Source organism: Photobacterium sp. R1 (assembly GCF_054600795.1).
The window spans coordinates 1-22925 of sequence record NZ_BAAHZP010000014.1; the positions used below are offsets into that span (position 1 = coordinate 1).

Sequence of the window (22925 nt, forward strand, 5' to 3'; positions counted from 1 at the left end):
CACCCTCCGTATTACCGCGGCTGCTGGCACGGAGTTAGCCGGTGCTTCTTCTGCAGCTAACGTCAAGGATGAGCACTATTAATACTCACCCCTTCCTCACTGCTGAAAGTGCTTTACAACCCGAAGGCCTTCTTCACACACGCGGCATGGCTGCATCAGGGTTTCCCCCATTGTGCAATATTCCCCACTGCTGCCTCCCGTAGGAGTCTGGACCGTGTCTCAGTTCCAGTGTGGCTGATCATCCTCTCAGACCAGCTAGGGATCGTCGCCTAGGTGAGCCGTTACCCCACCTACTAGCTAATCCCACCTGGGCCAATCTTAGCGCGCGAGGCCCGAAGGTCCCCCGCTTTGCTCCGTAGAGATTATGCGGTATTAGCCATCGTTTCCAATGGTTATCCCCCACACTAAGGCATGTTCCCAGGCATTACTCACCCGTCCGCCGCTCGCCGCCCATGACGTCCCCCGAAGGTTCGGTCATGTCGCTGCCGCTCGACTTGCATGTGTTAGGCCTGCCGCCAGCGTTCAATCTGAGCCATGATCAAACTCTTCAATTAGAATTTTGTTGCCTTTCCGAAGAAAAGCGGCTCAGTGATTACTGATAAATTGACTGTGCCGAAGTTCTTAAAGAACTTTCGATTGGTCACTCAGTTCACTGATAAAATCTTTTTGACTGTATCATTGTCGAGTGCCCACACAGATTGCATGGTCAAATTGTTAAAGAACGTTGACTCAACGTTTATCTCGTTGGTCAGAGGCTGCGTATAATACCGAGCCTTTTTTCTTAGTCAAGCATTATTTTTGAAATAATTTTCAAAAACCTTCTTAACCAAGCCCTCACTAAGGAAAACATCAAAGTTTAAAGCTTTGAATCAATTCTCAAGTGAGGATGCGCATTTTTCAAAAAGAAAAAACACTGTCAACCAGATTTTTCTCTATTTTTGCGCTCCTTTCAGTTCACCACAAGTTATACACAAGTTACGAAGAACTTATTCAAACACTGTCGTGCCCTGTCAGTGAGGCGGCATTATAGGGAGTAATTCAGATGCAGCAAGTGTTTTTTTATTATTTTATTACGAAAGGCGATCTTTTGACCCGAACCAGCCAAAAAACACAGAAAAGCAGCAATAACGGTATTCAGAAAGAAAACGACGCGTTTTGTACGAGTCCAGAGATGCAGATATTCCCGCTATATAGAGACTGATAAAGGAGAGGTTCAATACAAAAAAGTCCGCCGTGATACCCGGCGGACAGAGTCGATTACTTGTAAGAAACAAGAAAGAAAGGATTCAACAACTCCTCACGATGATATTGCAGGGGTGCGTCGTTCAATAAAGTGACCTTCGCGCCTGCACTTTCTGCGATACACTGCCCTGCAGCGGTATCCCACATCATGGTTGGTCCCAAACGCGGATAGAATTGTGCCCGTCCTTCAGCAACCAGGCAGAACTTCAGAGATGATCCCACTTCCGTCATCTTATGCTGGCCCAGCTTTTCCAAAAAGTCAGCCATATCCGGGCTGGGATGAGAGCGGCTTCCGACCACTGTCGGGACGGTTGCTTCTCTGGTTCGGATCGGTTCACGTCCGCCTTTTGTTTGCATCCAGGCTTGATGACTGTCGCCCAGCCAGAATTTATCCAGCGCCGGCGCATGGACAACCGCCAGTACCGGCCTTCCCTGCTTTATTAATGCAATATTCACGGTGAACTCTCCGTTTCTGCGGAGGAACTCTTTCGTTCCGTCCAGCGGATCCACCAGCCAGAAGGATTCCCAGTGTTGACGCTGTTCCCATTCGGTATGGGCCGACTCTTCAGAAAGAATGGGGATCTCAGGGGTCAGTTCTGACAAGTGACGAACAATCACTGTGTTCGCGGCCAGATCCGCTTCCGTCACAGGACTGCTGTCTGCCTTTTCTTCAACCTGAACATTGCTGTGATAGAAATCCATAATGACTTGCCCGGCTTCCAGGGCAATCTGGTAAACAGACTCCAGTAGTGCGCTCACGCTTGACTCCTTGTCTTATATAATACGGCGTTGCTTTAACGCTTCCATGCACAGAGTGACCAGCGTATCCACTGATGTATCTCCCGCGTGAAGATGAATCTCTGGCGTTTCAGGCGGCTGATACTCCGAGTCGATACCGGTAAAATCTTTAATCTCACCAGCCCGGGCTTTTTTATACAGACCTTTCGGATCCCGCTTTTCACACTCGGCTAATGGTGTATCAACAAAAACTTCGATGAACTCGCCCTCAGGCAAAAGATCCCTTACCAGTTGACGTTCAGCACGGTGAGGAGAAATAAATGCGGTCAAGACAATCAGTCCGGCATCCGCCATCAGTTTTGCCACTTCACCGATGCGGCGGATATTCTGTTTCCGATCCTCTGATGAGAAGCCGAGATCCTTACACAGCCCATGACGAACGTTATCACCATCCAGCAGGTACGTATGAAATCCCTGACCCGCAAGACGATTTTCCAATGCGCCTGCAACTGTCGACTTGCCTGCACCACTCAATCCGGTAAACCAGAGCACACAAGGTTTCTGATTTTTCAACTGAGCACGCTGTGCTTTATCTGTCTGGTGATTGTGCCAGACCACATTTTCATTTTCATGGGATTGAACGACAGCGGTCATTGTACACTCCGTTGCTAAAACACATTAAAAAGGGAAAAACTGCGGGATCAGGGTCAGTACGACCGCTGAATACATAATAGAAAAAGGCAGTCCGATTCTCAGATAGTCACGCAGTTTGTAATTACCTACGGTATAAACGAGCAGATTCGTCTGGTAACCATAAGGTGATATAAAGCTGGCGCTGGCCCCAAACAGAACGGCCATAATAAACGGCATCGGATCAACACCGTAACTCAGTGCCAGGCTGTAAGCCAACGGGAATGATAAAGCCGCGGCTGCATTGTTGGTTACCAGCTCGGTCATCAGTAAGGTCAGCAGATACACGGCCACTAACCCGCCGTAAACACCCCAGCCGTTGAAAGATGTCATCATCAGGTTACCCATCCGCTCAGACAGGCCACTGGTCAGCATTAACTGCGCTAACGATAATGCTGAACCAACAATGACAACAATATCGATTGGGAAGCGACGGCGAATTTCTGCAAAACTGATAATGCCGGTTGCCAGCAGAACCAGCAGATAACCAGCCAGTCCTTTGATCAACGGCAGAACATCCAGTAAAGCGGCTGCGATGACGGCAACGAAACCACCCAAAACCGCCATGCTTTTTGAACTGTCCAGACGGGCGCTGGAGTCCAGGCCATTAATCAGAACAAACTCGCGGTTCAGCGTTTGTTTTTTCTCCTGAAAGGTCTTCCCGGGAACAATCACCAGCGTATCTCCCGGATGCAGCTCTATATTGCCTAACCCGCCCGCCAAACGTTCATGTCCGCGACGAATCGCAACCACAACAGCATCAAAGCGCTCACGGAACCGGACATCTTTGAGAGATTTACCCCGGATCCCCGCGGAATGACTGACAATCACTTCCATCATCGACTGACCATTCAGATGATGCTGGCCGAATAACTTTAACCCTTCAATTTCCTGCAGGGTTGTGACACTTTCGACGTCGCCGCAAAACAGCAGATTATCACCGGCGTGCAATACCGTATCCGGACAGACGGGCGCAATGGTTTGGCCATCCCGAATAATTTCAGCCAGAAACAGACGTCGCAGGGCACGCAAACCATTTTCTGCCACCGTTTTCCCGGCCAGCGGTGAAGTCTCAGTGATCCTGGCTTCCAGAAAATAAGGCAGTTCATCCTGATTGCTGTCGTCATAATTCGGCAGCAGGTGGCTCAAAGGCACCAGAACCGCCAGACCAGTCAGTAAAACCGCCAGCCCGATCATCGAAGGGGCAAAAAATCCCAGACTGGGTAAACCCGCATCTTCAACGAAGCTGTTAACGATTAAATTTGTCGAGGTACCAATCAAAGTCAGGGTACCGCCTAAAATGGCGGTATATGACAGCGGAATCAACAGGCGTGACGGCGCATGACGCTGATTGCGTTTTACCGCACCAATCAGTGACACCACCACAGCCGTATTATTGGTAAAAGAAGACAGAAACGCCGTCGACAAACCAAGTTTGGCGACGACCGACGTTTGTCCTCCCTGAGAGATCTGGCGCCCGACCCAACTGATCAGGCGCGTTTTTTCCAGTGCAATAGAAACAAGGATCAACAAAACCAGAGTCAGCAACGACGCATTCGTGAAGTTACCAGCCAGGGTCGACAGCTCGATCATCCCGGTTTGAAAGCCGACAAAAGCCGCGCCTGCGAACAGAAATGCAGGTTTAATCCTGGTGGTGATCAGACAGGTAATGATCACCACCAGCATGGCAAGTACCAGGGCTTGTTCCCATGCCATAGGCAGTTACCCCAGCAACTTACTGAGATCTTTGGCACCCCAGTACGGGAAGTGCTTGCGGATCAGGGCATTCAGTTCGACTTCAAACGCACTGTAGCCGTGCTGAGCCGGTGCCGATTCTGCCAGTGCTTCCCGCACCATACCGGCACCCACAGTCACATTGGTCAGACGGTCGATCAGAATGAAGCCACCGGTGTCAGCGCAATCCTGATATGAATCAATCGCAATCGACTCATTCAGCGAAACTTCACACAAGCCGATCCCGTTCAGGGGCAGCACATCTGTAATGAAGGTTTCCAGATTGTTGATATCCACCTGATGACGAATCGCACTCACCGAACCCACCGTTTTCTTACCTGCGACTTTGATGTCGTACTGACGGCCGGATTCCAGTGGCGCCTCAGCCATCCAGACAATATCAGCCAGAAGCTGGTTACTCAGCGGCACTGTATCTTCCGCGTGAACAATAGTGTCACCACGGCTGATATCAATTTCGTCGTTCAGCGTCAGCGTGATTGCCTGACCTGAATGCGCTTCAGTCAGATCACCATCGAAAGTGACAATGCGGGCAACGGTTGATGTCTTACCGGACGGCAGCACTTTCACGGCATCTCCGACTTTGACTGTGCCTGAAGCCAGTGTGCCGGCGAAGCCGCGGAAATCCAGATTCGGACGGTTCACATACTGAACCGGAAAGCGCAGTTCGCCATCATCTTTCTTATTAACTTCCACGTCTTCCAGTAATGACAGCAGCGACTCCCCCTGATACCAGGGCGTCTGTTCACTGAGCGTCACAACGTTATCTCCGTCCAGTGCAGACAGGGGCACCAGCTGGATGTTGATATCCGCATTCAGTTTTTCTGCGAATGCCAGATAGTCATCGCGGATCTGCTCAAAACGCGCTTGCTCGAAGCCCACCAGATCCATTTTATTCACGGCAACCACGAACTGACGGATCCCCAGCAGGCTGGCGATATAAGAATGACGACGGGTCTGATCCAGCACGCCTTTCCGGGCGTCGATCAGAATCACCGCCACATCACAGGTTGAGGCACCGGTCGCCATATTGCGGGTGTACTGCTCATGTCCCGGCGTGTCGGCAATAATGAATTTGCGTTTCTGCGTCGAAAAATAACGGTAAGCAACATCGATAGTGATGCCCTGCTCACGCTCCGCCTGCAGGCCGTCCACCAGCAAAGCCAGATCCGGTTTGCTGCCCGTGGTGCCTACTTTCTGGCTGTCCGCATGAATTGCCGCCAGCTGATCTTCATAAATCTGCTGAGAATCATGCAGCAGACGGCCAATCAGCGTACTTTTGCCATCATCGACTGAACCGCAGGTCAGGAAACGAAGCAGAGACTTGTTCTGGTGCTGATCGAGATAGGCTTCAATGCCCAGCTCAGCCACTTGTTGTTGAATTGCACTGTTCATGTCCCGACTCCTTAGAAATAACCCTGACGTTTCTTCAATTCCATGGAACCAGACTGATCGTGGTCGATCGCCCGTCCCTGACGCTCACTGGAGGTCGCGACCAGCATTTCTTCAATGATTTCCGGCAGAGTACCAGCCTCAGATTCAATCGCGCCGGTCAGCGGGTAGCAGCCCAGCGTACGGAAACGCACACTCTTCTGCTGGATCTCTTCGCCCGGACGCAGTTTCATACGATCATCATCGACCATGATCAGCATGCCGTCGCGCTCAACGACAGGACGTACCTGAGACAGATACAGCGGCACAATCTCAATGCCTTCCAGATAGATGTATTGCCAGATATCCAGCTCGGTCCAGTTGGACAGCGGGAACACACGGATACTTTCGCCTTTATTGATCTGGCCGTTATAGGTCCGCCACAATTCAGGACGCTGGTTCTTCGGATCCCAGGTATGGTTTTTGTCACGGAAAGAATACACACGCTCTTTCGCACGGGATTTCTCTTCGTCACGACGGGCACCGCCGAAGGCAGCATCAAAGCCGTATTTGTTCAGTGCCTGCTTCAGGCCCTGAGTTTTCATAATATCCGTATGCTTGGAAGAACCGTGCTCAAACGGGCTGATTCCCATCGCAATCCCTTCCGGGTTTTTGTGAACCAGCAGGTCAAATCCGTATTTTTTTGCTGTTGCATCGCGAAACTCGATCATCTCGCGGAATTTCCAGTCAGTATCAACGTGCAGCAGCGGGAACGGGATTTTTCCCGGATAAAAAGCTTTACGGGCCAGGTGCAGCATCACCGAAGAATCTTTACCGATGGAGTACATCATCACTGGGTTATCGAACTCAGCGGCGACTTCACGGATGATATGAATACTCTCCGCTTCGAGCTGCTTAAGGTGGGTAAGGCGTTTCGGATCCATCTTTCTCTCCATGTTAAGCCAGGCTCACGACAGCGGGGTGTGGTTGCCCTTGTTGTTCCTGCTTTCCGAACCAATGTAATTTCTGCGCGAGGTTCACCACTTCACCCACCACAATGAGTGACGGTGATTCCGCGTGCTCTGCCAGCTGAGCCAGTTCACTCAGCTGACCTTTGTAAATTTTTTGCGATGCCTGTGTGCCTCTCTCAATGATAGCGATCGGCGTTTCTGCTGCCCGGCCATGTTCAATCAGCTGTTGCTGGATATGACTCGATTTCATCAGGCCCATATAGATCACCAGCGTCTGCTTGCCGCGCGCCAGTGTTGACCAGTCGAGGGTATCGCTGTCCGGCTTGGTGTGACCGGTAATAAACAGGGCACTCTGAGCGTAATCGCGATGTGTCAGCGGAATACCGGCATAGGCGGTCGCGCCGGCAGCAGCGGTAATTCCGGGTACGACCTGGAACGGAATCCCGGCATCGAAAAGCACTTCCAGTTCTTCACCACCGCGGCCAAACATGAAAGGATCACCGCCTTTGAGGCGCACGACTCGTTTCCCCTGACTGGCATATTCCACCAGCAGGCGATTGGTTTCTTCCTGAGGCACACTATGGAAACCAGCACGTTTGCCCACGCATACCAGCTCAGCATCGCGACGGACCAGATCCATGATTTCATCAGAGACTAAATAGTCATAGAGCACCACATCGGCCTGCTGCATCAGCTGCAAGGCACGCAGTGTCAGTAAACCTGCATCTCCCGGACCCGCACCAATCAGGGCCACCTGGCCCTGCGTGGCAACGTGCTGGGACTGACGGATCAGTTCTTGCTCGGCTTCCTGCTCTCTGCCTGCCGCAACCAGTTCCGCAAAGCGACCATCAAAGGCCTGCTCCCAGAACAATCGGCGTGCCGTCAGGCTTTGAACGGTATTTTTCAGGCGATCCCGGAAATTTCCCGCCAGTGACGCCATTTTGCCGAGGTGCTGAGGCAGCAGTGCCTCCAGCTTCTCCCGGACCAGACGGGCCAGCACCGGCGCTTTACCAGAAGAGGAAATCGCAACAATAATCGGGGAACGATCGACTATCGACGGAACGATAAAACTGCAGCGCTGGGTGTCATCCACCACATTCACCAGTACCTGGCGTTGATTGGCAGACTGGTACACCAGTGCATTGATGGCTTTGCGATCCGTTGCTGCGATCGCCAGGAAGATGCCGTCGAGATGGTCAGGCGTAAATTGATCAGCCAGAAGCGTCACCTGACCGTTTTTGACCGCCTGTTGAAAATCTGCATTCAGCTCAGGAGCAATCACACGGACGTCGGCACCGGCTTTCAGCAGCATCCGGGTTTTACGCCAGGCCACTTCTCCTCCACCTACTACCAGGCATGGACGACGCTTTAAATCGGCAAAAATTGGTAAATAGTCCATAGTCGCTGCTCATACTCGCTGTAATTAACAGCACTATAGACGGGGCAAGATATTACCTGAAATTCTAAAATTTCATTTTTTATTCCCAAAAGTTTAGCTTGCTCTACTTTCAGGAATTTCAGGAAGCATGGGCATGGTTTCGGCCTGAGAGATGGGGTAACACCCTATAAAACAACTCTTTTTTCGGCTCAACGCTTACGGTGATTGCTTATCTTATGCCTTTCTGTTCTAACGCTGAGGTACTCCTCAGGCGAGCTCCGTGCCGATCAGAGCCGCCCACATCTTCAACAGGTTACATCTGCAGCAAACGAAACTCGTGTCACATATCTGACAAGCACTTGCAATTCAGGAACTGTATTTTTGCTACCTTTAGCGCGTTCCTATTGTTCATAACACGGTGAAAATCATGCCCTTAAGAGCCAAACCACTTTCCATCGCCGTACTGGGTGCCCTGCTGACTACGGCAGGTCCTGCACTGGCAGACACCATTCAGCTGCGTATCCTCGAAACAACTGACATTCACGCCAATGTCATGGACTACGACTACTACAAAGATAAGGCCACAGAGAAAACCGGTCTGGTACGCACTGCAACGCTTGTCGAGCAAGCCAGAAAGGAAGTGACCAACAGTGTGCTGGTCGATAACGGCGACCTGATTCAAGGCAGCCCGATGGGCGATTACATGGCCGGTAAAGGGCTCAAAGCTGGTGATGTTCACCCCGTGTATAAAGCCATGAATCAGCTGAATTACGAAGTGGGGAACATCGGAAACCACGAGTTCAACTATGGCCTGGACTTCCTGAAGACGGCCCTGTCCGGGGCAAATTTCCCGTATATCAATGCCAACGTTTATGACCTCAAGACAGGCAAAAACCTCTTCAAGCCATACCTGATTAAAACCTACCGCCTGAAAGATACAGACGGGAATGAGCATGACATCAAAATTGGCTACATCGGTTTTGTCCCGCCACAAATTCTGATCTGGGATAAAAAGAACCTGGAAGGCAAAGTCGAAGCAAAAGATATCAAGCAGACCGCTGAATATTTTGTGCCAAAGATGAAAGCCGAAGGCGCGGATGTGATCGTGGCAATCCCCCACTCAGGCGTCTCTGCCGACCCATACCATGCCATGGCAGAAAACTCGGTGTACTACCTCACCGAAGTCAAAGGCATTGATGCCATTGCCTTTGGTCATTCTCATGCCGTGTTCCCGAGCAAAACTTTCGCCAGCCTGCCGCAGACTGATCTTGCCTCCGGTACCATCAACGGCGTGCCGTCGGTCATGCCGGGCCGCTGGGGCGATCACCTGGGCGTGATCGATCTGGTGCTGACGCAACAAAACGGAAAATGGGCAGTGACACAAGGCCAGACCGAAGCCCGCCCGATCTTTGAAAACGGCAAATCTCTGGTGGCAGCCGACCGCAAATTGCTGGCAGCCGTCGCCGATGACCATAAAAATACCCGTAGCTTCGTCAATCAGCCGATCGGTAAAGCCAGCGATGTGATGTACAGCTATCTGGCACTGGTTCAGGATGATCCGACCGTGCAAATCGTCAACATGGCACAGAAGGATTATGTGGAACGCTTTATTCAGGGCGATCCGAATCTGGACGGAATTCCGGTGCTGTCGGCAGCGGCGCCGTTCAAAGCCGGTGGCCGGGCCAATGATCCGGGCAACTACACCGAAGTAGAAGCCGGTCAGCTGACTTTCCGTAATGCAGCCGATCTTTATCTTTATCCGAATACCCTGGTCGCCCTGAAAGTGACCGGAAAAGAAGTCAAGGAATGGCTGGAATGTGCTGCCGGCCAGTTCAATCAGATTGACCTGACCTCCAGTGCCCCGCAGTCGCTGATCAACTGGGAAGACTTCCGCACCTATAACTTTGATGTGATTGACGGCGTTCAGTATCAGATTGATGTGTCACAACCCGCCCGGTATGACGGTAACTGTCAGCTGATCAATCCAAAATCAGAGCGCATCAGTCAGCTGACGTATCAGGGGAAAACCATCGACCCGGCGCAGCCATTTATGATTGCCACCAACAATTACCGGGCTTACGGCGCGAAATTTGCCGGGACCGGTGAGCAGTATGTCGCCTTCTCGGCCCCGGATGAAAACCGCACCGTTCTGGCAAACTACATCAACCGGGTCAGTAAAGACAAAGGACAGGTCGTACCGAGTGCCGATAACAACTGGCGTTTTGCCCCGCTGAAGAGCGCAACCAAGCTGGATATCCGCTTTGAAACCTCGCCAAGCACCAAAGCCAGCGACTTTATCAAAGTGAAAGGCCAGTATCCGATGAAGCAGGTTTCAACCAACGCTGAAGGCTTTGCGGTTTACCGGATTGATCTGCAAGGCTGAGTCTGACCGCTCACCTCATTGAATACCGCGACACCTGTCGCGGTATTTTTTGATAAGCTTTCATTAAACCATCACCAACGACACACCATCATGACCTCACCACTCGCGCAATTTCTTGAACTGCACGGGGCCGATCCGGCCACCATTGAACAGGCTTTAAATCTGGCTGAAACGCTGGAGTTACCGACCCGGCATATTCTGATCAATCAGGGTGAACTGGCAACTCAGGCCTTTTTCCTGCTCGACGGCCTTTGTCATGCCTGTTATCTCACGGCGGAAGGAGATGCGATCACCCGTGACTTTTACTGGGAACAGGAACTGCTCATCGGCTTTGAAAGCCTGCTGACGGAAGAAGGCTCACCTTATCTGCTGGAAACGCTGTCGGCCTGCCAGATCCTGACGCTGCCCACAGAACTGATCCTCAGCTGGCGTGCACACTGCCCTGAGCTTTATATCGCGCTGACTGAAAGACAACTGCTGTTCCGGGAGCAAAAAGAACAATTCATGCGGCTTTACAGTCCGGCCCGACGATATGCGTTATTCACCGAAAGCCTGGGAGAACTGGCCGACGCAATTTCCGAACCACAACTGGCTTCCTTTCTGGATCTCTCCCTGAGTCAGCTCAGCAGTCTGAAACGGCACCTGCATAAACCATCATCTCAGTAATCCGGGGATTGCATCGCCAGCCGTCACCCCATATTCTGATTGATGATAAATGTATTGATAAAGAGGACAAAGGATGCAATGGCAATGCCTTGGGTTTGACCAGCTCACGACGGATCAACTTTATGACATCCTGAAACTCCGGGTCGATGTTTTCGTGGTGGAGCAGAACTGTCCTTACCCGGAAATTGACGGCCACGACCGAGTTCAAGGCACCTACCATGTTGTCGCTTATGAAAATGGCATGCTGATGGCTTACCTGAGACTATTACCGGCCGGATTGACTTATGACGGTGTCAGCATTGGCCGGGTGATCACTTCAGAATCTGCAAGAGGCCGGGGGCTGGGCAGCGAACTGCTCCGTCAGGGACTAGCTTACGCCGAGCAGCTGTGGCCGGGAGAGAACATTGAGATTGGTGCACAGTCACACCTGCAAAGCTATTACAACCGCTTTGGCTTCACCGCCTTTTCCGAAGAATACCTGGAAGATGGGATCCCTCACATTGATATGCGGCTGACCAAAAATCAGTCCGCCGTCTGAGATCAGCCCCGGCTATTCCAGAAATAGCCGGGATTGTGATTATTGGCCGCGGGCAAAACTGCCGTCAGAGCGACGGAAGAACATCACCGGATCGCCGCTGCGGCTTTCAATCTGCAACACATCCAGATCGCCATTGGACCGTTGTTTGTAACGCATCAGTTGACCCGATTTGATCTGGCTCAGCGGCTTATCTTTCCCTTCGATGGCCGCAATCGCGTACAGATCTGTCAGCGGCAGGGAACGGGCACGGAAAATCGTCGCCAGAGTTTCACCCTGCTTCACTTCATAGCTCTGCCAGCCTGCCGATGCCGACGAAGTCACCTGAGTCTGAGGCTGCTCAATGGATGAACGGCCGGGCTCCGGACGGACCGGTGATGGCGGTTCCGGACGCTGTCCGACCGGTAAACGGGGCGCTTCTCCGAGATTCAGATCCACTTCCTGACGAACCGGCTGGTTGCCGGGAATATTGAGTTCAGGTTCTGAAGCAGGCAGCAGCAACAGGATGAAGACAACCGGTACCAGCACCATGAGTGCTCTGCGGTGAAACACAGGCATCTGCTGCCAGTAAGGTGCAACATGCTGTCTGGCCATCTGCCATTTCGCCTGACACGCCGCACGCCAGTTCAGATCACCGAGCCGGTTTTTCCATTCTGCCCACGGCACCTTGGGCAGTGCCGGTGCTGTTTTTTTCCTGTTACGGCGTTTCGCTTGTCCCATAACAACTACTCTCCATCACTCTGCGCCAAAACTTCGGGATCACGCTTTGTTGCGACCCCTGTTCACAAAAGTTTACCCCTGAGGGCTGAAACTGTTATCCTGCCCGCTTAATTCACTCGACATAAAGAGACGACACTATGTCTGACGTTAAACTAGATACAGTTGAAACTAAAGCGAGCTACGGTATTGGTCTGCAAATGGGCCAGCAGCTTGCTCAAAGCGGCCTGGAAGGCCTGAACGTTGCTGCTATCGCCAAAGGCATCGCAACCTCGCTGACTGGTGACATGCCAGAAATTCCTGTCGACGAGATCAACAACGCGCTGCGTGACCTGCACACCCGTGCGGAAGAAGCTCGTCAGGAGCAAGCAAAAGCCGCTGCAGCTGAAGGCGAAGCCTTCCTCAAAGATAACGCACTGCGCCCTGAAGTAACAGTCACTGACTCTGGTCTGCAGTACGAAGTTCTGGTTGAAGGCAACGGCGAAATCCCAACGTCTGACAAACAAGTCCGTGTTCACTACCACGGCGAACTGACTGACGGCACTGTGTTCGACAGCTCCGTAACCCGCGGTCAGCCTGCAGAGTTCCCGGTTACCGGCGTTATCGCTGGTTGGGTTGAAGCCCTGCAAATGATGCCTGTCGGCTCGAAGTGGAAACTGTATATCCCGCAAAACCTGGCCTACGGCGAGCGTGGTGCCGGTGCAGCGATTCCTCCTTTCGCAGCGCTGGTCTTCGAAGTTGAGCTGCTGGACATCCTGTAAGTCCTGTCGCCTTCTCAGAAAAAACGGTGCTTCGGCGCCGTTTTTTTGTCTCATATCAATCACATGCCCTGACAATAAACTGACAAAGTGCCCTCTTTTTTCTTTTCCCGTCTACGCTTAGAGTAGCTGTGGCTTCCCCCGCGGGAAAACCTGATAACGATTCTAAGGAGAACACTATGATCCGAGCTTTAGTCCAACGCATGTGGCTGGTTGCGTTACCTTTAATGGCCTCTCTGGCCATCACCCCTGCTGCCCACGCCTTCAGTCTTTCCGACATTTTCGGCGGCGGTGACGACAAAATGGAAGCACTGGCCGACAACCCCCTTGCCAGCATGCTCACCGACCAGCTGGGCGTCAGCACTGAACAGGCTGCGGGCGGTGCCGGTGCACTGCTGTCCATGGCTGCCAGCCAGTTGAGCGGCGATCAGGCTTCTGAACTGACCAAACTGATCCCCGGTTCCGAAAACCTGATGGATGCGATTCCGGCAGGTCTGGGCGGCATGCTGAACAACATGGATGCGCTGGGCCCGGTATTTACCGCTTTAGGCTTGGACGCAAGCATGATCAGCCAGTTCGTTCCGATTATCACTCAATTCCTGGGCACCCAGGGCGCCAGTGCGGGCCTGATTGATACCCTGACCAAAATCTGGACACCCGCTGGCTAACTGACCCAAGTCAGACAACAGGCGAGCGTAACGAGTTCACTCATTTCAGCTGTCAGACGCAGGTCAATTTTCTGATTCTCAAATAAAAAAACCTGACCGGTTTCCCGGTCAGGTTTTTTCATATCTGCAATGTAAAGTATGACGGTTCAGGCACGAACTTAAATACCGGAACCATCGCTCTCCACGTCATTTTCATGCAAGCCGCATTCCCGTTTCAGACCGAAAAAGCGCGTGTCTTCTTCTTTCATTCCCGGTTCCCACTTCGCCGTGGTATGCACATCGCCCATTGAGCGGTATCCCTGCTCTCGCAGCGGGTGATAAGGCAAATCATGCTTCATCAGATACGCATCAATATCCTGCTCGGTCCAGTCGATCAGCGGCAGAAACTTGAACTTCCCATTCTGAATCGCCAGTACCGGCAGTGTTGCACGGGAGGACGACTGCTCACGGCGCAGACCGGAGAACCAGGTATTCACCTGCAGCTCATCCAGCGCACGGCGCATCGGCTCCACCTTGTTGATCTTATTGTATTGCTTGATGCCTTCCACACCCTGCGTCCACAACTGACCATAACGGGCTTCCTGCCAGGCCGGATTCAGTTCAGCACGATAAACCTTCAGGTTCAGCGACAAGCGCTCAGTCAGAAAATCAATGAACTGATACGTTTCCGGGAACAGATAGCCGGTATCCGTCAGGATCACCGGAATATTCGGTGATTCCTGCGTGACCAGATGCAGCATCACAGCAGACTGAATGCCGAAACTGGACGCCAGCGCATAATTGCCGTCAAGAAATTCCAGCGCCCAGCGAACCCGCTCCCGGGCGGTCATCTGCTCCAGCTCGGCGTTAATTTCCGCCAGCTGAAGGATCTGCTCAACTTTCGTTGCATTCAGCAGATCCGCCAACGCATATTTAGGCATAAAAATCCCTCACAGAGACCTCAACCGGAGCGATGATGCCAGCGCGAATGGTGAAATCACCAAACCCTTCACCGGCTTCCCGCTCAGTCGCCCAGCGGCCGACCAGTTGGTCTAACTCAGTCATGATTTCATCAACCGTGATGTTTTCACGGTACATCTTCGGAATACGCGTCCCGTTTACATTCCCGCCCAGATGCAGGTTGTAACGGCCCGGCGCTTTACCCACCAGACCAATTTCTGCCAGCATGGCGCGGCCACAGCCGTTCGGACAGCCGGTGACCCGCAAAATGATGTGCTCATCCTTGCTCAGACCATGTTTTGCCAGCAGAGCTTCGAAATCAGTGACGAAATCAGGCAGGAAGCGCTCGGCTTCGGCCATCGCCAGCGGACAGGTCGGCAGCGACACACAAGCCATCGAATTCTGACGCTGAACGCTGACACCGTCGTCGATCAGGCCGTGAGCACGGGCGATCTGCTCGATCGTCGCTTTGTCTTCCGGCGCCACACCGGCAATAATCAGGTTCTGGTTAGACGTCATGCGGAAATCCCCTTTATGGATCTTCGCAATCTCAGCCACACCGGTTTTCAGCGGCTTATCCGGATAATCCAGCAGACGGCCGTTTTCAATAAACAGCGTCAGGTGGTACTTCCCATCAATGCCGTTGACCCAGCCAAAACGATCGCCACGGCCGGTAAATTCATACGGACGGCTTTCTTCGAATGCCACACCCGCACGTTTCTCAACCTCAGCTTTGAACACGTCAACACCCACACGATCCAGCGTGTACTTGGTTTTCGCATTCTTCCGGTTTGAACGGTTCCCCCAGTCACGCTGCGTGGTCACAACGGCTGCGGCAACATCCAGAGTTTTCTCCAGCGGCACAAAACCGAAGTCGTCAGCACGGCGCGGATACGTCGCAGTGTCGCCGTGCGTCATCGCCAGACCGCCGCCAACCAGCACGTTAAAGCCGACCAGCTGACCGTTTTCCGCAATCGCGACGAAGTTCAGGTCGTTCGCGTGAACATCCACATCATTCTGCGGCGGGATCACGACCGTGGTCTTGAATTTACGCGGCAGATAGTTCGAGCCCAGAATCGGCTCTTCATCTTTATGGCCTTCCAGCTTCTCACCATTCAGCCAGATTTCCGCGTAGGCGCGGGTTTTCGGCAGCAGATGCTCACTGATTTTCTTAGCCCACTCGTACGCCTGCTGGTGCAGCTCAGACTCAACCGGGTTCGAGGTACACAGAACGTTCCGGTTTACGTCCCCGGCGGTCGCAATCGAGTCGATGCCGTAGTCGTTCAACGTCTGATGCATCAGTTTGATGTTCGGTTTCAACACACCATGAAACTGGAACGTCTGGCGGGTGGTCAGACGGATACTGCCGTACATGGTTTTGTCCTGCGAGAACTGATCAATCGCCAGCCATTGTTTTGGCGTAATGATCCCGCCTGGCATCCGGGCACGCAGCATCACGTTGTGCAGCGGTTCCAGTTTCTGCTTCTGACGCTCAGGGCGAATATCGCGGTCGTCCTGCTGATACATACCGTGGAAACGGATCAACTGGAAGTTGTCTGCGGTAAAGCCACCGGTAATGCGGTCCTGAAGATCCTCTGCAATAGTCCCGCGCAGGAAGTCACTTTCGCGTTTCAGACGTTCGTTATCGGACAGTTTCTCAGTCATTAGTACACATCCTTCTGGTAGCGTTTGGCTTTACGCAAATCATTCAAATATTGCTCTGCATCTTCACGGCTCTTGCCGCCCTGCTGCTCGGCCACAGTGATCAGTGCTTCATGCACGTCTTTGGCCATCCGGTTCGCGTCACCACAGACATAAAGATGGGCGCCATCCTGCAGCCATTGCCATACTTCCGCCGCGTTCTCCAGAATGCGGTGCTGGACATAAACTTTTTCTTGCTGGTCACGGCTGAAAGCCACGTCCAGTCGGGACAGAACACCGTCTTTCAGGTATTTCTGCCATTCCACCTGATACAGGAAATCATCCGTAAAGGTGCGATCGCCGAAGAACAGCCAGTTTTTCCCTTCTGCGTCACGGTTATCCCGTTCCTGGATAAACGCACGGAAAGGTGCAATACCCGTTCCCGGACCAATCATGATCACCGGCGTATTATCATCAGCCGGCAGTTTGAAGTTGTTGTTGCCTTCCACGAAGACCCGGACATTCGCGCCTTCTTCCAGGCGGTGGGCCAGATAACCGGAGGCCCCGCCGAAGCGGCTTTCTTCGCCCTGCTGGTATTCCACCAGACCGACTGTCAGATGCACTTCCTCACCCACTTCCTCCTGGCTGGAAGCAATGGAGTACAGCCGCGGCGTCAGACGGCGCAGCAAACCTTGCAGCTGTTCGGCCGTCAGCTCAGTTTTCTTCTCGGCAAAGACATCAATCACCTGAGTGTTCGCCGCGTATTCGCGCAGCTTGTCTTTGTCTTCCACCAGTTTCAGCAGTTTTTTGCTGCCGGACAGTTCAGCGAATTTGGTCACCAGTTGCGGGTTGGCAGCCGTGATTTCATATTTGCTGACCAGTGCGTCTTTCAGGCTCAGGGTTGCACCGTCCACCTCAACACTTGCATCAGCGCTCAGGCCAACCTTGGCGGCCAGAGCTTCAGCCAGTGCCGGATCATTGTCATACCAGACACCCAGTGCATCACCCGGCTGATAGGTCAGGCCGGACTCACCCAGGTCAATCTCGACATGGCGAACATCCTTGCCTGAATCACGGCCCGTGATCTTCTGGCTCAGCAGCAGCTCAGCCGGATACGGATTTTGCTTGTTGTACTGAGAAACGGCCGCCTGCGCACTCTGCCCGACCGGCAGTTGCACCACTTCCGCATCACCGCCGCCCAGCAGTTCGTCTTTGATGGATTCCAGCGCCTTGGCACGCCATTCGGCAGCAGGTGCATCGTAATCCACATCACAGTCGATCCGATCCACAAAAGGTTTGGCACCCAGCTTGCTCAGATAGCTGTCGAAGTCTTTTGCCGTCTGGCAGAAAAATTCATAACTGGAGTCGCCCAGACCCAGCACGGCGTAGTTCAGGTTCGGCAGCTTCGGTGCACGCTTGGACTGCAGAAATTCATGCAGTTCCATGGCGTCATCCGGAGCTTCCCCTTCACCGTGGGTGGAAGCGACAATCACCACATGCGTTTCTTTGGTGAGGTTTTTGCCTTTATAGTCACCGGATGCAAATACATCCGCCTGAATACCGGCTGCAACCGCTTCCTCCTTCAGCGCCTGAGCCACGCCTTTGGCGTTCCCGGTCTGAGAGGCATAAATAATGGTCAGTTTGCCAGCCGGTTTGGCAGCCACCGCGGCCACAGGCTGACCGGCAGGCTGCTGACCTGCCGACTGGGTTTGACTGAGTCCCCAAAAATAACCGCTGATCCAGGCCAGCTGCTGGGACGACAGTTCTGCGACTGCCTGTTGCAACTGACCAATCTGCTGATCATTGAGAGGGCTGGCTAAAGCCGAGAGTTCCTTAAGTAACATGACACGACGATCCCTTTACATTGCGTAATGGGTAGATTAGCTATTCGACGAAATAACAAGAAAGAATAGATAAGAATGTTTTATAACTTTTTGGAAGAGAGAATCAGCAGAGAAGAAGAAAACGTGCCCAATCCGGAGACTGGGCAACACAGAGATCAGAAATGATCAGCGATCCGGACCTGATGGAAACCGACTTCAAACGCCCGCTCAGTGGCGGTATCAATGTCCCGGTAGCACTTTTCACTGCCAGCACCGTCGGTCAGGGTGACAAAGCCACCTCGGCGATGACGAAACTCCACCACCCAGCCGTTTGCCTGGAGAGATGGCTCAATAACCGCTTCTACAATTTCACTGTTGGCGTATAAACGCTGTAACTCGGTAATTGTCATCGGCCTGATTCCTGCGTGATTGCCCTTTTAAACATGGCTCATAACTGGAAAAACAGGCAACAAAAAAGCCATGCAAGAAGCATGGCTTTTTTCAGCATTGATAGGTCGATCAGAAATCGACTTCGACACCGGCAAAGAAACCGTCCAGTTTCACTTTGCCACCCAGCGGGTTGTTGATCGCGTCAAAATCGTAATCCATCACACGGTAACCACCGCGCAGGTTCAGATCGGCTGCTACCAGCGGAATCGTGAACTTCAGACCGGCTTTTGCATCCAGCGTGCTGGTGCCGTCGAATTCACCCACGTTACCTTCAGCAAAGGCAGTCAGCGGTGTCATCGGGAAACCAATCTCGACATTCCCGTAAACAGCAGGCTGCCACTCATCGTCGAACGTCTGAATATGGCCCTGAGCATTGTATTCACCATTGGTGAATTTGATCAGAGATACACCCACATCGACAGAAACCAGATCGTTATCCAGGATCTCGTAATAAGCAGTCAGGTCTGTTTGTTTAAATGCCACTGCATCCGCTTCGATATTGGCATAAGCAATTCGCGCATTTGGAATCAGTGGAACAAAATGTTCAAACGAGGCGTAGAACGAAGGAACTGTGTTATCGCCACCGTCTACAGCGTCGTTAATTTCAGCACTGCTAAACCACGCATCCGCGCCCACAGTACCGCCTAACAGCATATCAGCCTGGGCTGGTACAGCTGTCGCCAGCGCCACTGCTACAGCCGCTGCTGAAAGCATCGTTTTTTTCATTTTTGAGTCTCCGCTCGTTATCTTTTGCTTTGCTTTTGCTGCGCCAGACTATACCAGATGCTGTTTAAGAAAACCGCATTTCGTCAATGAGAATCAGGGATTTGGGTCAAGCTCACTTTTTGAACACGCTGTTATTTGCGTCTATGCATATCGCGATAACGACCGCTGCGATACGGGTTATCCCGACGTGCATTTCGATAGATCCAAACGCCAATCGCAATCAGGATAATCCATGGCAACAGCTTGATGACCACCCCCAGCAAACCTGCCAGCGCCATCACCACAAATCCGGCCGCGATGGCAACCATCATGCCCAGCAGACTGACACCCGTCATCACCAACACACCGGCAAATACCAGCAGAAATAAAATTTCAACCATTCCAATCTCTCCATTTACACCAGAAATTCTCAGACAGAACACAGTTCACCATGTTTCTGAGGATGATAATACAGATAACTTAGCAGGTTTCGGGCCAACCTCCCGAATTGAATCAAATCTTTATCTATCAATCAGATACAAAAACGCCGCAACCCGAGGCCGCGGCGTCTTCAGCACAGATTAGCGAATTTCACCAGACCCTTCGGTCAAATTCACCAAATTGCTTTCATCCGGATCACACATCCAGATGTGCAGGAATCTTGTCCAGCGCCTGCTGTACCACCTCAATGCCTGCGCCCGGTTTGTGGGCATTCTCACTGATATGGCGACGCCATTGGCGTGCACCCGGCATATTCTGGAACAATCCCAGCATGTGGCGCGTGATATGGCCCAGATAAGACCCATTTGCCAGCTGGCGCTCAATGTAAGGATACATGGCCTCGACCACTTCGCGGCGCTTCTTGATTGGGCGATCACAACCAAAAAGCTGCTGATCCAATTCGGCCAGCATATACGGGTTCTGATACGCCTCACGCCCGACCATGACGCCATCCAGATGTGCCAGATGCGCTTCAATCTCGGCCAGTGTTTTGACACCGCCGTTGATTGCCATCGTCAGATGCGGAAAGTCCTGCTTCATCTGATACACACGCGGGTAATCCAGTGGCGGAATTTCGCGGTTTTCTTTCGGGCTCAGGCCACTCAGCCAGGCTTTACGGGCATGAATGGTGAAATTGTCGCAACCGCCTTTCTCAGACACAGTGCCGACAAAATCAACCAGGAACTGATACGAATCCTGCTCATCAATCCCGATCCGGGTTTTCACCGTCACCGGAATATCGACCACTTCACGCATGGCAGAAACACACTGTGCCACCAGATCCGCCTCGCCCATCAGACAAGCACCAAAGCGGCCGTTCTGAACACGGTCCGACGGGCAACCCACATTCAGGTTCACCTCATCATAACCGCGCTCCTGCGCCAGCCTGGCACAATGCGCTAGATCCGCCGGATTCGAACCACCCAGCTGCAATGCCAGCGGATGTTCTTCCTCGTTATACGCCAGAAAGTCGCCCTTGCCGTGAATAATGGCCCCAGTGGTCACCATCTCGGTGTACAGCAGCGCATGCTCAGACAGCAGCCGGTGGAAGTAACGGCAATGGCGGTCAGTCCAGTCCAACATCGGAGCCACAGAGAAGCGACAGGAGGGGTAATCACCCGCGAGACCACGAATTTCCTGAGTTTTTTCAGCATCTAGCGTCATTCTGAATTTCCTGTAATTTCATTGAAATTGCCCGAATTCCGTTCTACAGTACCCCTCACAGTACCCCTTTGAGAGTAGGACAACATGGCCTCATTCACGATCGAAAAACGACAACTCAAAAACGGCGAACTGCGGTACAAAGTAACAATCTTCGTCAAGCAGCAGGGCCGCATTATACATAGGGAATCGAAAACTTTCAGGAAAAAGGAGCTTGCCCGGACATATGGCCGAAACAAGGTCAGCGAGCTGGAAACTGAAGGGGTACTGAAAGGTAAGCCTGTACCCCTGGGGGTACTGCTGGATAAATACATGCTGAAAGAGAACTTGTGGGAGAAAACTGGCCGCACAAAACGATATGTCATTCAGATGTTACGCGACTGCGACATCGCACGAGTCTTAAGTAACGAACTCAGAACAAGCGACCTTATCGAGCATTGTGAGAACAGAATGAATGCAGGAGCTGCTCCAGCCACCATTTACCACGACGTTGCTTACCTTCGCTCTGTTATGAAAAAGGCCAGTCCAGTATTTGATATCAAAGCCAACCCGGACATTTTTGATGAAGCAGTGCCGGTTCTGATTGATATGGGTTTGGTGGGAAAAAGCCAGAAACGGACTCGCCGCCCAACCGACGGCGAGATTGAGCGCCTTAAAGAGGGCCTAAAAGCCAGACAGGAATATAGAAGCAATGGCCCAACCCGAATTCCATTCACAGATATTTTGGATTTCAGCATCTTAACTTGTATGCGTATCGGTGAAGTCTGTGGGCTTCGTTGGGAAGACCTAAACGAAGAACATAAAACTGTGCTTGTTCGGGATCGCAAAGACCCGCGCAAGAAAGAAGGCAATCACATGATAGTACCGCTACTGGGTGAATCTTTCGATATTGCCATGCGGCAAGAAAAGAGAAATGAGCTGATATTTCCGTACAATCCTCGAAGCGTCACAGCGGGCTTCCAGCGAGTCCGTAACAGCCTAGGGATTGAAGATTTGCGTTATCATGACTTACGTCGTGAAGGTGCCAGCCGCTTGTTTGAGAGAGGATATAGCATTGAAGAAGTAGCGCAGGTGACTGGGCATAGGAATCTAAACATTCTGTGGCAAGTTTATACCCAACTCTACCCGCATAAATTGCATGAACAGTATTAAAAAATAATTAGGCCCGCTATAAATTGCGGGCTTTCTGATATCAAGCTCTATCATTTGGACCAGATTTTATCTTTTTGACGATTGAGTAAATCCATTGCATCAAAACCAAGCCGAACACAACGGTAAATATCCACCCATCTGTCCAAAAAGAAAGTACGGTAATCATAATAACAGCAATGACCGAAACCAATAAGAGCAAAACTCTATCTTTTAGATAGCTATTCACGCATGCCACCTTAATATTTCAGGATATCTTGCAACTGTTTCCTCAATCCAGCCACCTCTTAGGCCAATTTGCTCAGCAAAAGATTTTAACTCCCCTAAATCACATCGAGTAGCGCGCTTTGTCGCCATCAATGCCGAACCAAGAGCAACACCGGCCCAATACGATGCCAAAATAGCACCAGCTGTAGTGGTTGTTGCTTTAGTAAAACTCATTTGTGTCAATGTACCTCTGGCAGTAATTGCCTCATCAACACTTTTAATTGCCGCTAAAACAGCTAAGGCAGTGCCATAAACATTTTGAACAGTTGGCATACCAGTAGCCTCCATATTCGAATCAATGTTGTAGCGAAATGTTTCAACGTCAAATTCACAAATTGCCATCAGCTTACCTCCTAAAAAATTAAATTTTACCAACCTTTTAAGAGGGGACATAGATGTGAAACCGCAAGTATCCTACTG

Annotated in this window: 22 protein-coding genes and 1 rRNA gene; 6 read left to right on the forward strand and 17 right to left on the reverse strand. The window is 51.9% G+C overall.

The annotated features are described in order from the left end of the window. The 7 genes from ACYP03_RS19165 to cysG all read right to left on the reverse strand — a co-directional run. Positions 1–554, reverse strand: a 16S ribosomal RNA gene (locus tag ACYP03_RS19165); the annotation flags it as partial. Positions 555–1257: 703 nt separating this feature from the next. Beyond that, a complete protein-coding gene (cysQ, locus tag ACYP03_RS19170) occupies positions 1258–2001 on the reverse strand; it encodes a 3'(2'),5'-bisphosphate nucleotidase CysQ (protein ID WP_459781708.1) in 744 nt (247 codons plus the stop codon). 15 nt (positions 2002–2016) lie between these two features. Further along, a complete protein-coding gene (gene cysC, locus ACYP03_RS19175) occupies positions 2017–2634 on the reverse strand; it encodes an adenylyl-sulfate kinase (protein ID WP_459781710.1) in 618 nt (205 codons plus the stop codon). Between the two features lie 24 nt (positions 2635–2658). Then, on the reverse strand, positions 2659–4386 hold the full coding sequence (locus tag ACYP03_RS19180) for an SLC13 family permease (RefSeq protein ID WP_459781711.1): 1728 nt from the start codon (positions 4384–4386) through the stop codon (positions 2659–2661). A 6-nt stretch (positions 4387–4392) separates the two neighbouring features. Continuing rightward, complete coding sequence (gene cysN, locus ACYP03_RS19185) at positions 4393–5817, reverse strand: sulfate adenylyltransferase subunit CysN (RefSeq protein WP_459781713.1); 1425 nt, start codon at positions 5815–5817, stop codon at positions 4393–4395. 11 nt (positions 5818–5828) lie between these two features. Continuing rightward, complete coding sequence (gene cysD, locus ACYP03_RS19190; protein ID WP_330961550.1) at positions 5829–6737, reverse strand: sulfate adenylyltransferase subunit CysD; 909 nt, start codon at positions 6735–6737, stop codon at positions 5829–5831. Between the two features lie 13 nt (positions 6738–6750). After that, complete coding sequence (gene cysG, locus ACYP03_RS19195) at positions 6751–8163, reverse strand: siroheme synthase CysG (RefSeq protein ID WP_330961551.1); 1413 nt, start codon at positions 8161–8163, stop codon at positions 6751–6753. 406 nt (positions 8164–8569) lie between these two features. Here cysG and ACYP03_RS19200 point away from each other — a divergent pair, with 406 nt between their 5' ends. The 3 genes from ACYP03_RS19200 to ACYP03_RS19210 all read left to right on the forward strand — a co-directional run bounded on the left by ACYP03_RS19200 (position 8570) and on the right by ACYP03_RS19210 (position 11729). Continuing rightward, the gene (locus ACYP03_RS19200) at positions 8570–10525 is read left to right on the forward strand and encodes a bifunctional 2',3'-cyclic-nucleotide 2'-phosphodiesterase/3'-nucleotidase (RefSeq protein WP_459781716.1); all 1956 of its coding nucleotides are present in this window, start codon (positions 8570–8572) and stop codon (positions 10523–10525) included. Between the two features lie 90 nt (positions 10526–10615). Next, positions 10616–11191 (forward strand): Crp/Fnr family transcriptional regulator, encoded by a 576-nt coding sequence (locus ACYP03_RS19205; protein ID WP_330961553.1) that lies wholly within the window; start codon positions 10616–10618, stop codon positions 11189–11191. Positions 11192–11264: 73 nt separating this feature from the next. After that, on the forward strand, positions 11265–11729 hold the full coding sequence (locus ACYP03_RS19210) for a GNAT family N-acetyltransferase (RefSeq protein ID WP_330961554.1): 465 nt from the start codon (positions 11265–11267) through the stop codon (positions 11727–11729). 39 nt (positions 11730–11768) lie between these two features. Here the strand turns inward: ACYP03_RS19210 and ACYP03_RS19215 are convergent, their stop codons facing one another. Then, complete coding sequence (locus tag ACYP03_RS19215) at positions 11769–12446, reverse strand: LysM-like peptidoglycan-binding domain-containing protein (RefSeq protein WP_330961555.1); 678 nt, start codon at positions 12444–12446, stop codon at positions 11769–11771. A gap of 137 nt (positions 12447–12583) precedes the next feature. Here ACYP03_RS19215 and ACYP03_RS19220 point away from each other — a divergent pair, with 137 nt between their 5' ends. Together ACYP03_RS19220 and ACYP03_RS19225 are read left to right on the forward strand one after the other, a co-directional pair. Beyond that, positions 12584–13204 (forward strand): FKBP-type peptidyl-prolyl cis-trans isomerase, encoded by a 621-nt coding sequence (locus ACYP03_RS19220; RefSeq protein WP_248144870.1) that lies wholly within the window; start codon positions 12584–12586, stop codon positions 13202–13204. Positions 13205–13380: 176 nt separating this feature from the next. Further along, positions 13381–13869 (forward strand): DUF2780 domain-containing protein, encoded by a 489-nt coding sequence (locus ACYP03_RS19225; protein WP_330961556.1) that lies wholly within the window; start codon positions 13381–13383, stop codon positions 13867–13869. Between the two features lie 158 nt (positions 13870–14027). Here the strand turns inward: ACYP03_RS19225 and ACYP03_RS19230 are convergent, their stop codons facing one another. The 7 genes from ACYP03_RS19230 to dusA form a co-directional block, all read right to left on the reverse strand. Further along, complete coding sequence (locus ACYP03_RS19230) at positions 14028–14789, reverse strand: phosphoadenylyl-sulfate reductase (protein ID WP_248144869.1); 762 nt, start codon at positions 14787–14789, stop codon at positions 14028–14030. Then, on the reverse strand, positions 14782–16473 hold the full coding sequence (cysI, locus tag ACYP03_RS19235; protein ID WP_248144868.1) for an assimilatory sulfite reductase (NADPH) hemoprotein subunit: 1692 nt from the start codon (positions 16471–16473) through the stop codon (positions 14782–14784). Before cysI ends, ACYP03_RS19230 begins: the two co-directional genes overlap by 8 nt. After that, positions 16473–18293 carry an assimilatory sulfite reductase (NADPH) flavoprotein subunit gene (locus ACYP03_RS19240; RefSeq protein WP_459781720.1) on the reverse strand — a complete coding sequence of 607 codons (1821 nt, stop codon included), beginning with the start codon at positions 18291–18293 and terminating at the stop codon, positions 16473–16475. Before ACYP03_RS19240 ends, cysI begins: the two co-directional genes overlap by 1 nt. Before the next feature lie 155 nt (positions 18294–18448). Next, positions 18449–18682 carry a hypothetical protein gene (locus ACYP03_RS19245; RefSeq protein WP_036755575.1) on the reverse strand — a complete coding sequence of 78 codons (234 nt, stop codon included), beginning with the start codon at positions 18680–18682 and terminating at the stop codon, positions 18449–18451. 109 nt (positions 18683–18791) lie between these two features. Further along, on the reverse strand, positions 18792–19448 hold the full coding sequence (locus ACYP03_RS19250; RefSeq protein WP_248144866.1) for a TIGR04219 family outer membrane beta-barrel protein: 657 nt from the start codon (positions 19446–19448) through the stop codon (positions 18792–18794). A 131-nt stretch (positions 19449–19579) separates the two neighbouring features. After that, positions 19580–19828 (reverse strand): envelope stress response protein PspG, encoded by a 249-nt coding sequence (pspG, locus tag ACYP03_RS19255; protein ID WP_248144865.1) that lies wholly within the window; start codon positions 19826–19828, stop codon positions 19580–19582. A gap of 235 nt (positions 19829–20063) precedes the next feature. Further along, positions 20064–21092 carry a tRNA dihydrouridine(20/20a) synthase DusA gene (dusA, locus tag ACYP03_RS19260; protein ID WP_459781724.1) on the reverse strand — a complete coding sequence of 343 codons (1029 nt, stop codon included), beginning with the start codon at positions 21090–21092 and terminating at the stop codon, positions 20064–20066. Positions 21093–21176: 84 nt separating this feature from the next. Here dusA and ACYP03_RS19265 point away from each other — a divergent pair, with 84 nt between their 5' ends. Next, entirely contained in the window at positions 21177–22241 is a 1065-nt protein-coding gene (locus ACYP03_RS19265; protein WP_459781725.1) for a tyrosine-type recombinase/integrase, read from the forward strand. 40 nt (positions 22242–22281) lie between these two features. On the opposite strand, the gene ACYP03_RS19270 is transcribed toward ACYP03_RS19265, so the two are convergent. After that, positions 22282–22467, reverse strand: coding sequence for a hypothetical protein (locus ACYP03_RS19270; RefSeq protein WP_459781726.1), 186 nt, complete (start codon positions 22465–22467; stop codon positions 22282–22284). Next, positions 22464–22847 (reverse strand): hypothetical protein, encoded by a 384-nt coding sequence (locus ACYP03_RS19275; protein ID WP_459781727.1) that lies wholly within the window; start codon positions 22845–22847, stop codon positions 22464–22466. Before ACYP03_RS19275 ends, ACYP03_RS19270 begins: the two co-directional genes overlap by 4 nt. Between the last annotated feature and the right edge of the window lie 78 nt (positions 22848–22925).

What these genes read in the sequence shown, in the direction of transcription:
- cysC (WP_459781710.1), bottom strand. Translation starts at nt 2,634, where the DNA reads ATGACCGCTGTCGTTCAATCCCATGAAAATGAAAATGTGGTCTGGCAC.
- ACYP03_RS19180 (WP_459781711.1), bottom strand. Translation starts at nt 4,386, where the DNA reads ATGGCATGGGAACAAGCCCTGGTACTTGCCATGCTGGTGGTGATCATT.
- cysN (WP_459781713.1), bottom strand. Translation starts at nt 5,817, where the DNA reads ATGAACAGTGCAATTCAACAACAAGTGGCTGAGCTGGGCATTGAAGCC.
- cysD (WP_330961550.1), bottom strand. Translation starts at nt 6,737, where the DNA reads ATGGATCCGAAACGCCTTACCCACCTTAAGCAGCTCGAAGCGGAGAGT.
- cysG (WP_330961551.1), bottom strand. Translation starts at nt 8,163, where the DNA reads ATGGACTATTTACCAATTTTTGCCGATTTAAAGCGTCGTCCATGCCTG.
- ACYP03_RS19200 (WP_459781716.1), top strand. Translation starts at nt 8,570, where the DNA reads ATGCCCTTAAGAGCCAAACCACTTTCCATCGCCGTACTGGGTGCCCTG.
- ACYP03_RS19205 (WP_330961553.1), top strand. Translation starts at nt 10,616, where the DNA reads ATGACCTCACCACTCGCGCAATTTCTTGAACTGCACGGGGCCGATCCG.
- ACYP03_RS19210 (WP_330961554.1), top strand. Translation starts at nt 11,265, where the DNA reads ATGCAATGGCAATGCCTTGGGTTTGACCAGCTCACGACGGATCAACTT.
- ACYP03_RS19215 (WP_330961555.1), bottom strand. Translation starts at nt 12,446, where the DNA reads ATGGGACAAGCGAAACGCCGTAACAGGAAAAAAACAGCACCGGCACTG.
- ACYP03_RS19220 (WP_248144870.1), top strand. Translation starts at nt 12,584, where the DNA reads ATGTCTGACGTTAAACTAGATACAGTTGAAACTAAAGCGAGCTACGGT.
- ACYP03_RS19225 (WP_330961556.1), top strand. Translation starts at nt 13,381, where the DNA reads ATGATCCGAGCTTTAGTCCAACGCATGTGGCTGGTTGCGTTACCTTTA.
- ACYP03_RS19230 (WP_248144869.1), bottom strand. Translation starts at nt 14,789, where the DNA reads ATGCCTAAATATGCGTTGGCGGATCTGCTGAATGCAACGAAAGTTGAG.
- cysI (WP_248144868.1), bottom strand. Translation starts at nt 16,473, where the DNA reads ATGACTGAGAAACTGTCCGATAACGAACGTCTGAAACGCGAAAGTGAC.
- ACYP03_RS19240 (WP_459781720.1), bottom strand. Translation starts at nt 18,293, where the DNA reads ATGTTACTTAAGGAACTCTCGGCTTTAGCCAGCCCTCTCAATGATCAG.
- ACYP03_RS19245 (WP_036755575.1), bottom strand. Translation starts at nt 18,682, where the DNA reads ATGACAATTACCGAGTTACAGCGTTTATACGCCAACAGTGAAATTGTA.
- ACYP03_RS19250 (WP_248144866.1), bottom strand. Translation starts at nt 19,448, where the DNA reads ATGAAAAAAACGATGCTTTCAGCAGCGGCTGTAGCAGTGGCGCTGGCG.
- pspG (WP_248144865.1), bottom strand. Translation starts at nt 19,828, where the DNA reads ATGGTTGAAATTTTATTTCTGCTGGTATTTGCCGGTGTGTTGGTGATG.
- dusA (WP_459781724.1), bottom strand. Translation starts at nt 21,092, where the DNA reads ATGACGCTAGATGCTGAAAAAACTCAGGAAATTCGTGGTCTCGCGGGT.
- ACYP03_RS19265 (WP_459781725.1), top strand. Translation starts at nt 21,177, where the DNA reads ATGGCCTCATTCACGATCGAAAAACGACAACTCAAAAACGGCGAACTG.
- ACYP03_RS19275 (WP_459781727.1), bottom strand. Translation starts at nt 22,847, where the DNA reads ATGGCAATTTGTGAATTTGACGTTGAAACATTTCGCTACAACATTGAT.